The following is a 12,612-nucleotide window of genomic DNA, read 5'->3' as shown; positions in this document are numbered from 1 at the left end:
CGATAGCGTCGGGGAATGGCCGCCATTCCACCCGCATCCCGCACCGTCCCCCGCCTGTTGGTCGGGCTGGTGGCGGTCGGTCTCGTGCTGCTGGGCGGCGTCTTCAGCCCCGCGCCGGCCCGCGCCGACGTGAGCGACTTCACCTTCGATTCCTTCGCCGCCGACATGGTGCTCTCGCGGGCCGACGACGGCCATGCGGAGCTCGCCGTGGTCGAGACGCTCGTCGCACGGTTCCCGGACGCGGACCAGAACCGCGGCATCATCCGCTCGATCCCCGACGACTACGACGGCGTGCCTCTGCACACGCGCGTGCTCTCGGTCACCGATTCCGCCGGCGCCCCCGTCCCCTTCGAAGTGGAGACCGACCGCCGAGAGGTGCGCGTCCTCACGGGTGACGACTCCTTCGTGCGCGGCGTGCAGACCTACGTCATCTCCTACACGCAACGCGACGCCATCCGCTCCTTCGCCGACACGGATGCCGACGAGTTCTACCGCGACGTCAACGGCACGCAGTGGGAGCAGCCGTTCGGGGCGGTGAGCGCCCGGCTCCGCGTCGACCCCGCGTTGACGGATGCGGTCCTGGACGGCGCCGCGGCCTGCTACGTCGGCGAGCAAGGCTCCTCCCGCACGTGCGACATCGCCCGCACGGACGGTGACGGTGGAGTCGTCTTCGACGCGGGCGCCCGGGATCTCGGCCCGGGAGAGAACGTCACGATCGCCGTCGGCTTCACCCGCGGAACCTTCGTCCCCGGCGAGGTCGTGCGCACGCCGCTCGAGCAGTTCTCGGTGGATGCCGCCCCGGTCCTGGCCGGCTCCTCCGTCGGCGCCGTCGGCCTCGGCCTCGCCGGTGTCGGCGCCGCCCTCGTCGCACGGCGCCGCGGGCGCGACGCGGCGGGTCGCGGCGTCATCGTGGCGGAATACGACCCGCCGCCCGGTGTCGACGTGCTGCAGGGCGCCGAGCTCGTCGGGCGGCGCGGGGCCGGCATCCCGGCTGCTCTGGTCGACACCGCGGTCGCCGGCCACCTCCGCATCATCGACACGGGTGACGCCCGGAGCCTTTCCCTCGAACGGGTGTCCGCCGAGAGCGCCGACGCCCTTCACGGCGCGGTCCTCCGCTCGCTGTTCGGGGAGCACGCGCGCCCCGGGGCCCGCGTGACGCTCGGTCCCGACCGCCAGGACATCGCCAAGGCCCTGCAGAAGTTGCCGACCGCTGCCGCTGCCGACCTACGGGGCCGCGGATGGACCGAGAAGCGACGGGTCGGCCCCTCGATCGCCGCGGGGGGCATCGCCGTCGGCGCATTCATCGTCGCGGTGCTCGTCCTGATCCTGGCGGCGATGGGGACGGCCCCCGCCTGGTGGCAGATCGTCGCCATCCCGGCGACGGTGGGGCTCGGCATCCTGAGTTTCGCGCTGCTGCGCTACCGCGATCGGATCACCGATGCCGGGGCACCGGCACGCGACCACCTGCGCGGACTCCGCGACTACCTGCAGCTCGCCGAAGCCGACCGCCTCCGCGTCCTGCAGAGCCCCGAAGGGGCCGAGCGGCGTGCGATCGATGCCGGCGACCCGCGCCAGGTCCTCCACCTCTACGAACGCCTCCTGCCGTGGGCCATCGTGTGGGGGGTGGAGAAGGAGTGGGCGGAGGCTCTCGACACGCGGGTCCGCGAGAGCGGTGACGACCTGCACTGGTACCGGGGCGGCGGTGGGTTCTCGTCCGCCGCGCTGCTGTCGACGGTGGGCACGCTGCGGACGGCGAGCACCCCGGTCACGGCGACCACGAGCGGGGCGGGCAGCTTCTCGGGCGGGTCGTTCGGGGGCGGTTTCTCCGGTGGCGGCTCGGGCGGAGGCGGAGGCGGAGGACGCTGATCCGCGGAGTCACTCCGCGACGCGCACGACCTCGGCGATGACCCGCGGGTCGGCGAGGACGCGGAAGTGCCCCCCGCTCGCCAGCCGCACGTTGCGCGCCCCGGCGAGCTCGCTACCCTCGGGGATGTGCGGGTCGAAGGGGCCGTACACCGACACGATCCGGGCGTTCGCGTCCGCGGCGGCCGCGAGCGCCCGCATGGTGGCATCACCCGACGCGAATGCGCGCAGCGAGGGCGTGGGCATCAGGCGGCTGTACCGCGAGCCGCCGAACGGGGTCGCCACGGCGACCATCGCCCGCACCCGCTCCCCCTCGGGGGCGAAGGCCATGAGGTGCTTGCCGATCAGACCACCCTTGCTGTGGGCCACGAGCACCACGTCGTGCAGGTCGCGGGACACCAGCAGGGCGGCCACGCGCTCGGCCGACTCCGCGATGGGGCGGCGATTGCCCCCCAGCTCGGTGACGACGTGGACCGGGTGCCCCCGATCGTGCAGAGCGCGGGCGAGCGGCTCCATGAACCGCCAGGTCTCGTAGATCCCCGGCAGCAGCACGATGGGTCGCCCCTCCCCCTGTCTCAGGTCGTCGGAGGTGTCGCGGCCCCGGGCGGCGCGCGCCTGCGCCCGCACGGCGTAGGCGTAATCCCTCACCCACCAGGAGAGATCGCGCGCTCCGGTCCGCAGTGCGGTCACGGCATCCATCGGCATGCTCCCATCCTGCGGGTCGACGACAGGTCCGCCGTCGGGGTTGCGGTGGGGCCGCCGCACACCCGCGCATCGGGCGCAACCCCGGGATCACGGCGATCGGCGCCGTCCTAGGCTCGCTCCATGGACATCTCGGACATCCGTTGGAACGAACCCGCACGCCAGAAGATCCTCGACGACGCCGACGCCGTGCTGCGGGAAGCCGTCGTCGCGATCGCCCGCGAGAGCGACGGCATCTCATCTGATGACGCCTTCGCGCAGATCAACGCGCGGATCAAGGACCGCTTCATCGATTACGAGCCGGGCCCCGACATCCGCACCTACGCCGACGCGATCGCCGCCGGGGAGATCCCGACCGACGACGCCGGATGACCCGCGGGTCGATCCTGCCCGCGGGGCGCCAGTTCGTCCTCACGTGGGGCGTCCCGCGCGAGTACGGCGGCCTGACCGCCGCGCTCCTGCAACGGTCCCGCCTGTTCGCGGGCCGGGGCGCGACGCCGGTCCACGTGCTGACGTGCGACGACCGCGACGACCGAGCCGCGGTCGCTGCGGAGTTGGCCCGCCGCGACGGCCTCACCGAGGGTGTCACGCTCACGAACCTGTGGGATTGGCTCCGTGAGAACGACCTGCGCGGGCGGCCGGTCGCCGGCGGCGCGGGGTTCGCCCCGCTCCCCGCGGGCGCGGACGAGGAGTTCTCAGGAGGGGTGCTCGTCCGCCGCGTCCGGGTGGATGCCGACGGCTCGGTGCGCCAGATCGACCACCTCCGCGCGGACGGGACCCTTGCCGCAAGCGATCGCCGCGACGTCCCGCACTCGTCCGGACGTCCGCGGCGGGTCATCGTGACATGCGATGAGAGCGGAGCGCCGCGCGCCGCGTGGCGCGGGGTGCGAGAGCTGTACGCCGCGTGGCTCGACCGTCTGACGGCCGGCGGGAGATCCTTCCTGCTCGTGGACAGCAAGGCGATGGCCCGCTTCGCCTCGGGATACCGCCGTCCGGGAGTGGTCGTCCTGCACGTCGTGCACGGCTCGCACCTCACCGACGACGGCACGGCGATCCGCCCGTCGCGCGCCGAGGTGTTCTCGCGCTTGAGCGCGTTCGACGCCGTGGTGTTCTGCACCGCGCGTCAAGCTGGAGACGTACGACGCGAGGTCGGCCCCGCACCGCTGCTGGCCGTGGTCCCCCACCCCGTCGCCGTGGGAGACGTCGACACGCGCAGCCCCCGCGAGGGCGCGGTCGTGATCGCGCGGCTGGAGCCCATCAAGCGCGTGGAGCACGCGGTGGATGCCGTCACCCGCGCCCGGCGTCGCGCGCCGTCGCTGACGCTCGACGTCTACGGCGACGGTCCCGTCCGTTCCCGGCTCGAGGAGACCGCAACCGACGGCATCCGCTTCCACGGCTTCGATCCCGCCGCGCGCGACGCCCTGAGCCGCGCATCCGTGCTGCTGCTGACGAGCCGATCGGAGGCGTTCTCCCTCGTCGTCGCCGAGGCGATGGCCGCGGGGTGCCTTCCCATCGCCTACGACGTCCCGTACGGTCCGCGCGAACTCATCGTCGACGGCCGCACGGGCTGGCTCGTACCGGCCGGCGATGTCGACGCCCTCGCCGACGCGCTCGTGCGGGCGGCATCCCTCGATCCGGCGGCGCTCGCGCGCATGCGGCGGCAGGCGGTCGAGCGGGCGCGCCTCTACGACGAGTCGAGGGTGCTCACGCGATGGGCGCTGACGCTGTCCCGCGCCGCACGTCGACACCGCCTGCGCCGGGCGACCTGGCGAATCCGCGAGGTGGTTCGGCGTCGGCTTCGGATCGGCTGAGACCCCTGCCGCACGTGCCCGCGCGGGCGTACGCTGCCTCTACCCGGCCCCGGCATCGCCGGCGCGGATGACGCCGACCCGGCGTCCCCGACGACTCCCGCCCGTCGAGCCCGTCCCCCACACGGCTCCGGACGGGAGTCGTCGTCCGGGTCAGCGGTCCTCGCCGTACCCGCGGATGCTGCGGAGGTCGTCCTTCAGGTCTTCCTTCGAGGCGTCGCCGGGGACGATGTCGTTCTGCGACGCGTCGTCCTGCACCGCCGCGTCGGCCGCCTGCTGCTCCTCGGCGCCGTCCTTCTTCTCGTCGACGCCGGCCTCGGTGGCACCGTCCATGACGGGTGCGTCCTGGGTCTCTTCGCGATCGGTCATCGTCGTCCTCCTCGGGATGGGTCGTTGTCAGCATCCTGCGGGGTGCGCCCCCCGGTCGACCGGGGCTTGCGCTGTCCGGACGGGGGTGCTCAGACGCCGTGATGGCCGGGGTGCCGTCGCTCGAGCGCCGACCCCTCCACGTCGACGTTCGGCACGATGCGCTCGAGCCACCTCGGCAGCCACCACGCCGACCCGCCCAGAAGGTGCATGAGCGCGGGCATGAGCAGCATCCGCACGACGAACGCGTCGAACAACACGCCGAGGGCCAGCCCGAGACCGAACGACTTGATGATCACCGCCTCCGACGTGATGAAGCCCGAGAAGACCGAGATCATGATCACCGCCGCGGCGATGACGACCGTGCGACCGGCGCGGAAACCCTGCGCCACGGCGAGCCGCGGCGCGGCTCCGTGCGCCCACGCCTCGCGCATGCCCGTGGTGAGGAACAGCTGGTAGTCCATCGCGAGACCGAACAGGATGCCGACGAGGATCACCGGCAGGAAGCTCAGGATCGGGCCGGGATTGTGCACACCGAACACGCCGCCCAGCCAGCCCCACTGGAACACCGCGGTGACGGCTCCGTAGGTCGCGAACAGCGACAGCACGAAACCGAGGGTCGCGATCAAGGGCACGAGGAGCGAGCGGAACACCATCACCATGATGAGGAACGACAGACCCACCACCACGACGAGGTAGATGGGCAGCACGTCGGCCAGGCCCTCCGAGATGTCGATGTTGATCGCGGCCGCCCCGGCCACCCCGAGGGCCATGACGCCGTCGACGGGAGGCAGGGCGCGGAGGTCGCGCACGAGCTGGTCGGTCGACACCGCATTGGGTCCTTCCGCGGGGATGACCTGGAAGGCCGCGATGGTCCGGTCGTCCGAGACGGCCACGGGCGCCACGGCGACCACGTCGTCCTGCGCGAACAACTCGCGCGCCACGTCGAGTTGGAGACCCTGCACGTCGCCCTCGGCGGTGCCGTCGGGCAATGCCGCCGTGACGAGGAGGGGCGCGTTCGAGCCGGCACCGAAAGCCTCCTCGCTCCAGGTGAAGGCCTTGTACCCGGTGGAATCCGCGGCCTCGGATCCGCCGTCGGGCAGGCCCAGGCGCATCGAGAGCGCGGGGATGGCGACGACCAGCAGAGCCGCCGTCGCGACGATCATCGTGACGACCGCCCGCAGCGTCGACATCGGACGCGCGGGACGACCGGTCGTGGCGACCGGGCCGGTCTCGGTGCGCGCGGCCCGGCGGGGGTGCTCATCCGCATCGACGGGCGCCGTGCGCGCCGCGCGACGGGGGTGCTCGGCACCGTCGGCCGCGGAGGCCGCGCGGGCACGCGCCCTCCGACTGAGGATGCGCATCCCCGCCAAACCTAGGAGCGCCGGCGTCAGAGACACCGCGATGAGCACCGCGACGAGGACGCTCACCGCACCCGCGGTGCCCATCAGGCCCAGGAACGGGATTCCGGTGATGTTGAGCGCGAGCAGGGCGACGATCACCGTCGACCCGGCGAAGACGACGGCGTTGCCGGCGGTGCCGTTCGCGAGGCCGATCGACTCGCGGACGTCGGCGCCCGCCAGCAGCTGCCGCCGGTGGCGGTAGAGGATGAAGAGCGCGTAGTCGATCCCGACCGCGAGTCCCAGCATCACGCCGAGGAACGGCGTCACGGATGCCATCTGGATGAGCCCCGAGAACGACAGCGTCGCCATGGCGCCGATGGCCACTCCGATGATGGCGGTGACGATCGGGAACGAGGCCGCCAGGAGCGACCCGAGGACGACGACGAGGACGATCCCGGCGACCGCGACGCCCACGACCTCGCCCACGCCGAAGATCTCCGGGACGCCCTGCGAGATCTCGGTGTTGAAGGCGACCTCGACGCCGGCGACGGGGTCGGAGAAGTGCTCGACGACCCCTTCCTTCGAAGCCTCGGTGAGCTCGAGGCGGGGCTTGTCGAACGACACGTTGACGATCGCCGTCGAGCCGTCCTCCGACACCAGGCGGATGGCATCCGCGAAGCCGAGCAGCTCGGCACCGTCGTCGAGCTGTGTCTGCTGGGCGTCGATCTGGGCGAGACCCTCGGTCAGCTGCGCCTGCTGTTGCTCGAGGACCGAGCGCTGCTGGTCGATCTGCTGCTGCTGGGCGTCGAGCGCGGCGAGCTGCGTCTGCTTCTGCGCGTCGGGCAGGGGCGCGGCCTCGATGCGGGCGCGCCCCTCGTCGAGCTGCTGCTGGCCGGCCGCGAGCTGCGCCAAGCCGTCGTCCAACTGCTGCTGCCCCGATTCGGCCTGGGCGCGGGCCTGATCGAGCTGCACCCGACCGTCGACGACCTGCTGTCGCTGATCGTCGAGCTCCTGCTGGGAGGCGAAGGGATCGACGACTCGCGCGACGTCGGGCAGACCATCCGCCGACGAGACGAGGTCGGAGATCTCGTGGCGCTGCTCGTCGGTGAGGGCGGAGCCGTCGTCGGTGCGGAAGACCACCGCCCCGGAGGCGCCTGCGAAATCGGGGAGTTCGTCCTGCAACTCGGCGATGACGTCGCCGGATGCGGTACCGGGGATGTCGAAGCTCGAGCTCAGTCCCTTGAAGCCAACGAGGAAGCCCGCGAGGACGATGCCGAGGATCACCACCCAGGCGATGATCACGGTCCAGGCACGGCGGGCGGCGAAGCTCCCGAGACGATGCAGCAGTTCGGCCATGCGGAAGTTCCTCTCGTGCGGTGCACGCACGGGAGCACCGTCGGCGCCGACAAGTCGGGGCAAAGATAACACGCACCGTCTCGTCTCGTTTTCGCACCCCTCGCGGTCGGCGTCCCTCAGAATGTGTGGCATGACTCTTCCGCGCAGTGGCCCCGTCCGCAGCGAAGCGGCGCGCCGCGCGATCCTCGACGCGGCGGTGACGCTGTTCGCCGAGCGCGGTTACGACCACCTCACCATCGAGGGCATCGCCCGCCTCGCCGGGGTCGGCAAGCAGACCATCTACCGCTGGTGGTCGAGCAAGGGCGACGTCATCGCCGAGGCGATCCTCGAGGGACGCCTGCTCGGGCCGCAGCGCGATCTCCCCGACACCGGGGACGCGCGCTCCGACCTGGCGCAGTGGTTGAGTGATCTGTTCGTCCTGCGCGCGAGCGCTGACGGCGAGGCCCTCCTGCGCTCGCTCGTCGCGGCCGCCGCGGGCAGCGCGGAGACCGGTCGGCGGCTGCGCGCCGAGATCCTCGCCGCGCCGCTGATGGGCCGACTGTCGGACGCGACCGGAGGGGCGACCGGGGCCCGGTTGGAGGCGGCCGCCGACGCCCTCGTCGGAGCCGTCATCCTGCGTGCCCTGAGCCGGGAGGAATTCGACGCCCACGACATGCGGATGCTCGTCGATGCCGTGGTCGGGGGCTTCACGCCCCCGGCGTGAGACGGATGCCGCGCTCTCACGCTGACGTCGTCCTGGAGAGGTCATGGCGTCCTGCGTCGGCTACCACACCGGCATCCGGCCCGTCCAGACCGCTCGCGCACAGCAACGTCGCGTACACTTGCGGGAAGCAAGGGGAGTACTCCCACCGCGACGATCTCGTCAATACGGTCCACGTCATCGTGAACCCGGGACGTCGGCCCGACTCGCCGGGTGGAGGAGACCTTGGTGTCTTGTCGTACACCTCGTTCCCTTGGAGGCCGTCTTGGGCGTCACCCCCCTCATCTGGATCATCACGATCGCGATCACCGTCGCGTTCTTCGTGTTCGAGTTCTTCGCGCACGTGCGCAAGCCGCACGAACCGTCGATCGCGGAGTCCGCCCGCTGGTCGGCGTTCTACATCGGCCTTGCGCTGCTGTTCGGCGTCGGCATCGGCGTCGTATCGGGCTGGACCTACGGCGGGGAGTATTTCGCCGGTTATCTGACCGAGAAGGCCCTGTCCATCGACAACCTCTTCGTGTTCCTGATCATCATGACCGGGTTCGCGGTGCCCAAGATCTACCAGCAGAAGGTGCTGATGATCGGCATTGTCATCGCGCTCATCATGCGCGGTGCGTTCATCGCGGTGGGTGCCGCGCTGATCGAGAACTTCTCGTGGATCTTCTACATCTTCGGCGCCCTCCTGCTGTTCCTCGCGTACCGTCAGGCGTTCTCGCACGGCGAGAGCGACCCCGCGAACGGCAAGTTCATGCGCTTCGTCCGCCGCGTGCTCCCCGTCTCCGAGGAGTACAACGACGACAAGCTCACGGTGCGCAAGGACGGCAAGCGCTTCGTCACCCCGATGCTGCTGGTGATCATCGCGATCGGCTTCATCGACCTCGTCTTCGCGGTGGACTCGATCCCCGCGATCTACGGCCTGACGAACGAGGCCTACATCGTCTTCACCGCCAACGCCTTCGCGCTCATGGGTCTGCGTCAGCTGTACTTCCTCATCGGCGGGCTGCTCGAGCGTCTCGTCTACCTCGCGCAGGGGCTGGCCGTCATCCTCGCCTTCATCGGCGTCAAGCTGGTGTTCCACGCCCTCCACGTCAACGAGCTGCCCTTCATCAACGGCGGCGAGCCGCTGCTGTGGGTGCCCGAGATCCCCATCTGGTTCTCACTGCTGTTCATCGCCGCCACCGTCGCCGTCGCGACGATCGCGAGCCTGCGCAAGACCCGCAACGACGACAAGAAGAAGGAGCGCGAGACCTTCGACGGCGAGAAGGTCATCCACGCGCCCGAGGACTGATCCCGGAACGGTGGCGGGCTCGCGGCTTCGGCTGCGGGCCCGCTGTCGTCTGCCGCATCCCGTCGGCGAGCGCAACCCCGGCGGACCGCCTCGGTCGTCGTCCTACCGTGGCCGACATGACGCGATTCGGCTACACCCTCATGACCGAGCAGAGCGGCCCCCGGGCGCTCGTCGACTACGCTGTGGGCGCCGAGCGCGCCGGCTACGACTTCCTCGTCTCGAGCGATCACTACTCGCCGTGGCTGACCAGCCAGGGGCACGCGCCCTACGCCTGGACGGTGCTCGGCGCGGTCGCTCACGCGACCACCGACGTCGAGCTCATGACCTACGTCACCTGCCCCACCGTGCGGTACCACCCCGCTGTGGTGGCGCAGAAGGCGGCGACCCTGCAGCTGCTGTCGGAGGGCCGCTTCACGCTCGGACTGGGATCCGGCGAGAACCTCAACGAGCACGTCGTCGGGGAGGGCTGGCCCGCGGTGCACGCCCGCCAGGACATGCTCGTCGAAGCCATCGAGATCATCCGTGCTCTGCACACCGGCGACCTCGTCACCTACGACGGCGAATACTTCCGGGTCGACTCCGCGCGCGTGTGGGACGCTCCCGACGGCGGCGTGCCGATCGGCGTGGCGGTGTCCGGCGAACACTCCATCGAGCGATTCGCCCCCCTCGGCGACCACCTGATCACCACGGAGCCCGACGGCGACCTGATCAGTGGCTGGGACGCCCACCACGACGGCGAGTCGCGCAAGATCGGTCAGATCCCGATCAGCTGGGATCCCGACAAGGATGCCGCGATCGCGCGTGCCCACGATCAGTTCCGGTGGTTCGCGGGGGGCTGGGCCGTCAACGCCGACCTCCCGACGCCGGCAGGTTTCGCGGGCGCCTCGCAGTTCGTCCGCCCGGAGGACGTGGCCGACTCGATCGCGTGCGGACCGGACCTCGACGAGCTGGCCGAGAGCGTGCGCCCCTTCATCGACGCCGGCTTCACCGACATCGCCATCGTGCAGGTGGGCGACGATCAGCAGCAGCGGTTCGTCGACGAGATCGCCGCTCCCCTGCTCGAAAAGCTGCGCGCGCTGTGACGGTCAGCGGGGCGCGCCGGTGGGCGCGTCCCGCTCCTCAGCGGCGCACCTGCCGCGCCTCCGCGACCCACTGCTCCAGCCGCCAGGACGGTAGGCGGAAAACGCCCGCGACAGCGACCGCGGAGAACCGCCCCTCCATGACCGCCGCGATCGCGAACTCCCGCAGCGACGCGAACTCTCGGCCGGCGAGGGCGCCCTCCCGCAGATCCGAGAAGGTGCGAGGTCGTCGCGACATGGCGGAACCCGACGACGCCATGACGTAGGACGATGCGGCATCCACCGGATGCCGGTGCGGGTGCCCCTCCCCCCGCGGAGCCGCCGGAAGAGTCGGCTCCACGGGCGTGGGCACGACGGCGTCAGGGGACGACGGGGTCGACCACGGCGCCGGCGGGAGCTCTCCGCCCCACGTGACCTCCGTCGCCCGCACGACGGCCTGCGACGCCGCTCCCGTCGGGGACGAACGCCGCAGTGCGACGAGCGCGGGCTCGCGGAGTGGTTCCGGCATATGCCGAGCCGCCCTCGCGGAGGTCCACGGCGCGGCGGGCAGCTCTCCGCCCCAGACCACGTCGCTCGGCACAACGTAGGGACTCACGGCGGGGGTGGGCGTGGCGGCGGACAGCCAGGGCGCCGGTGGGAGTTCTCCGCCCCACACCACTTCGCTCGGCACCACGAAGCTGCTGTGCGAGGGCTCGGGAGTCGGTTCGTGACGCGCGCGCGCTTCACCGAACAATGCGCCGATCTCGACGTCGAAAGTCTCGGCCAGCGCGACCAACGTGGCCAGCGACGCCGTCGTGCGTCCGGCTTCGATCGCTCGCACGCGCGACTCCGAGAGACCGGCCTCGAACGCCAGAGCGAGCGCCGTGAGCCCGCGTTCTTCGCGTAGACGGCGCACACTTGCCGCGAGGGTGCGGAGCACGTGGTTCAGGTGTCCATCAAGGGCAGCCGGCGTCATCCGATGCCCTCCGTCACCGCTTGGAGGCCGGACGCTGCTCGGTCGATGCGAGCCGAGGGCCACGTGGGGGAATCCCGGTCGGGCGGAACTGCCGCTGATCGCCGACTCACTGGTCCGACACCGATTTCTCTCCAACCGACGATGAGCACACTCTCGTCCGGGGGAGACAGTGAACGATATCGCGTCCGCGCGTCCTGCTCGTCACGGACGAACGGCGAGGCGTCGATCGGAACCGATCAGGCCCGCAGGCTCGCCGAGCCCAGGACGCGCTCGACCGTCATCTCGAGGACGACCCGCTCGGGGTTCACGCGGGGCTGGCGGTATCGGGCGGCGTACAGCTCGACGGCGTGGGCCACGGCATCCGGGTCATCGCTCACGCGTGCGGCGCCCTCGAAACTGAGCCAGCGCGCACCGTCGACCGAACAGACCGAGGCCCGGCCCGACCGGACGGCGTTGACGAACTTCTGCGTCCCCCGCGACCCGATGACGCGCACGACACCGTCCTCGTAGGTGAATCCGACCGGAACGGCATGGACTCGCCCCGACCGTCCGATCGTCGAGAGGGTGGCCAGGTGGTATTCGCGCACGAAGGCGAGGGCGTCATCGGTCAGCACCCCTCCAGCGTGCCACGGGCGACGACCTCCGTGACCGTCTTCGTGGCCGTCTCCCACCGACGGATGCCGACCGCCTCGACGCGCCGTTCGAGAGGCGCGGCGTCGGCGAGCACGCGCAGGGCGTCGCCGACGCGATCGAGGGGAACCCGCCGGGCGAGCGTCACGTGGGGCGTCCAGGCCCCGGGACGCGTGTGGTCCGCATCGTCCCCCTCCCCCGCGAGGTCGTGGACGCGCGCGTGCAGGTGCAGCAAGGCCGCGGACGGCACCACGGACCGCGCGATCACGCGGGAGCGCCCCGCACCGAACAGCACGGGTGCACCGAGGGTCATCGTCACGGGGAGAGCGTCGGCGAGGAGCGCCCCGTCGAGGACGGGCAGAACGCGGCGGACCAGCAGCGTGGTGTGCGGCCGGTTGCTCTCACCGGTGTGATGCGCCTGACTCGGGAGGTCTGCGGCGGCGAGCGCATCCCATTCGGCGCGGATCGCCGCATCGGCGTCGTCGTCGTAGACGAGCTCGAGACTGACGATGTCGCTCACGG

General features: G+C 71.3%; 12 protein-coding genes. 6 read left to right on the top strand and 6 right to left on the bottom strand.

Annotated features, from left to right (window positions below):
• The first annotated feature begins 15 nt into the window (after positions 1-15).
• Complete coding sequence (locus B0B15_RS05070) at positions 16-1,866, top strand: DUF2207 domain-containing protein (RefSeq protein WP_076673773.1); 1,851 nt, start codon at positions 16-18, stop codon at positions 1,864-1,866.
• 9 nt (positions 1,867-1,875) lie between these two features.
• On the opposite strand, the gene B0B15_RS05065 is transcribed toward B0B15_RS05070, so the two are convergent.
• Positions 1,876-2,562 carry an esterase/lipase family protein gene (locus B0B15_RS05065; RefSeq protein ID WP_371113246.1) on the bottom strand — a complete coding sequence of 229 codons (687 nt, stop codon included), beginning with the start codon at positions 2,560-2,562 and terminating at the stop codon, positions 1,876-1,878.
• A 126-nt stretch (positions 2,563-2,688) separates the two neighbouring features.
• On the opposite strand from B0B15_RS05065, the gene B0B15_RS05060 reads away from it, so the two are divergent.
• On the top strand, positions 2,689-2,937 hold the full coding sequence (locus tag B0B15_RS05060; protein ID WP_076673771.1) for a hypothetical protein: 249 nt from the start codon (positions 2,689-2,691) through the stop codon (positions 2,935-2,937).
• Positions 2,934-4,376, top strand: coding sequence for a glycosyltransferase (locus B0B15_RS05055; RefSeq protein ID WP_076673768.1), 1,443 nt, complete (start codon positions 2,934-2,936; stop codon positions 4,374-4,376). Before B0B15_RS05060 ends, B0B15_RS05055 begins: the two co-directional genes overlap by 4 nt.
• 150 nt (positions 4,377-4,526) lie before the next feature.
• Here B0B15_RS05055 and B0B15_RS05050 read toward each other — a convergent pair whose 3' ends face one another.
• Both B0B15_RS05050 and B0B15_RS05045 read right to left on the bottom strand, forming a co-directional pair.
• Positions 4,527-4,742 (bottom strand): hypothetical protein, encoded by a 216-nt coding sequence (locus B0B15_RS05050; RefSeq protein ID WP_076673766.1) that lies wholly within the window; start codon positions 4,740-4,742, stop codon positions 4,527-4,529.
• A gap of 89 nt (positions 4,743-4,831) precedes the next feature.
• Positions 4,832-7,438: an MMPL family transporter gene (locus B0B15_RS05045; protein WP_076673764.1), complete on the bottom strand. Its 2,607-nt coding sequence runs from the start codon at positions 7,436-7,438 to the stop codon at positions 4,832-4,834.
• A 130-nt stretch (positions 7,439-7,568) separates the two neighbouring features.
• Here B0B15_RS05045 and B0B15_RS05040 point away from each other — a divergent pair, with 130 nt between their 5' ends.
• The 3 genes from B0B15_RS05040 to B0B15_RS05030 all read left to right on the top strand — a co-directional run bounded on the left by B0B15_RS05040 (position 7,569) and on the right by B0B15_RS05030 (position 10,508).
• Positions 7,569-8,141: a TetR/AcrR family transcriptional regulator gene (locus B0B15_RS05040; RefSeq protein ID WP_076673762.1), complete on the top strand. Its 573-nt coding sequence runs from the start codon at positions 7,569-7,571 to the stop codon at positions 8,139-8,141.
• Between the two features lie 262 nt (positions 8,142-8,403).
• Positions 8,404-9,426, top strand: a complete 1,023-nt coding sequence (locus B0B15_RS05035) for a TerC family protein (RefSeq protein ID WP_076675187.1) — start codon at positions 8,404-8,406, stop codon at positions 9,424-9,426.
• Between the two features lie 116 nt (positions 9,427-9,542).
• Positions 9,543-10,508, top strand: coding sequence for an LLM class F420-dependent oxidoreductase (locus B0B15_RS05030; protein WP_076675186.1), 966 nt, complete (start codon positions 9,543-9,545; stop codon positions 10,506-10,508).
• 37 nt (positions 10,509-10,545) lie between these two features.
• Here B0B15_RS05030 and B0B15_RS16915 read toward each other — a convergent pair whose 3' ends face one another.
• The 3 genes from B0B15_RS16915 to B0B15_RS05010 all read right to left on the bottom strand — a co-directional run bounded on the left by B0B15_RS16915 (position 10,546) and on the right by B0B15_RS05010 (position 12,610).
• Positions 10,546-11,460, bottom strand: a complete 915-nt coding sequence (locus B0B15_RS16915) for a helix-turn-helix domain-containing protein (RefSeq protein WP_083708869.1) — start codon at positions 11,458-11,460, stop codon at positions 10,546-10,548.
• A 236-nt stretch (positions 11,461-11,696) separates the two neighbouring features.
• Entirely contained in the window at positions 11,697-12,074 is a 378-nt protein-coding gene (locus B0B15_RS05015; RefSeq protein ID WP_076673760.1) for a PPOX class F420-dependent oxidoreductase, read from the bottom strand.
• Positions 12,068-12,610: a 2'-5' RNA ligase family protein gene (locus B0B15_RS05010; RefSeq protein ID WP_076673758.1), complete on the bottom strand. Its 543-nt coding sequence runs from the start codon at positions 12,608-12,610 to the stop codon at positions 12,068-12,070. Before B0B15_RS05010 ends, B0B15_RS05015 begins: the two co-directional genes overlap by 7 nt.
• Between the last annotated feature and the right edge of the window lie 2 nt (positions 12,611-12,612).

It is taken from the genome of Microbacterium sp. RU1D (genome assembly GCF_900156435.1).
Taxonomy (GTDB): Bacteria; Actinomycetota; Actinomycetes; order Actinomycetales; family Microbacteriaceae; genus Microbacterium.
The sequence above is the reverse complement of the archived record's forward strand: the minus strand, read 5'-3'. Positions and strand labels throughout refer to the sequence as shown.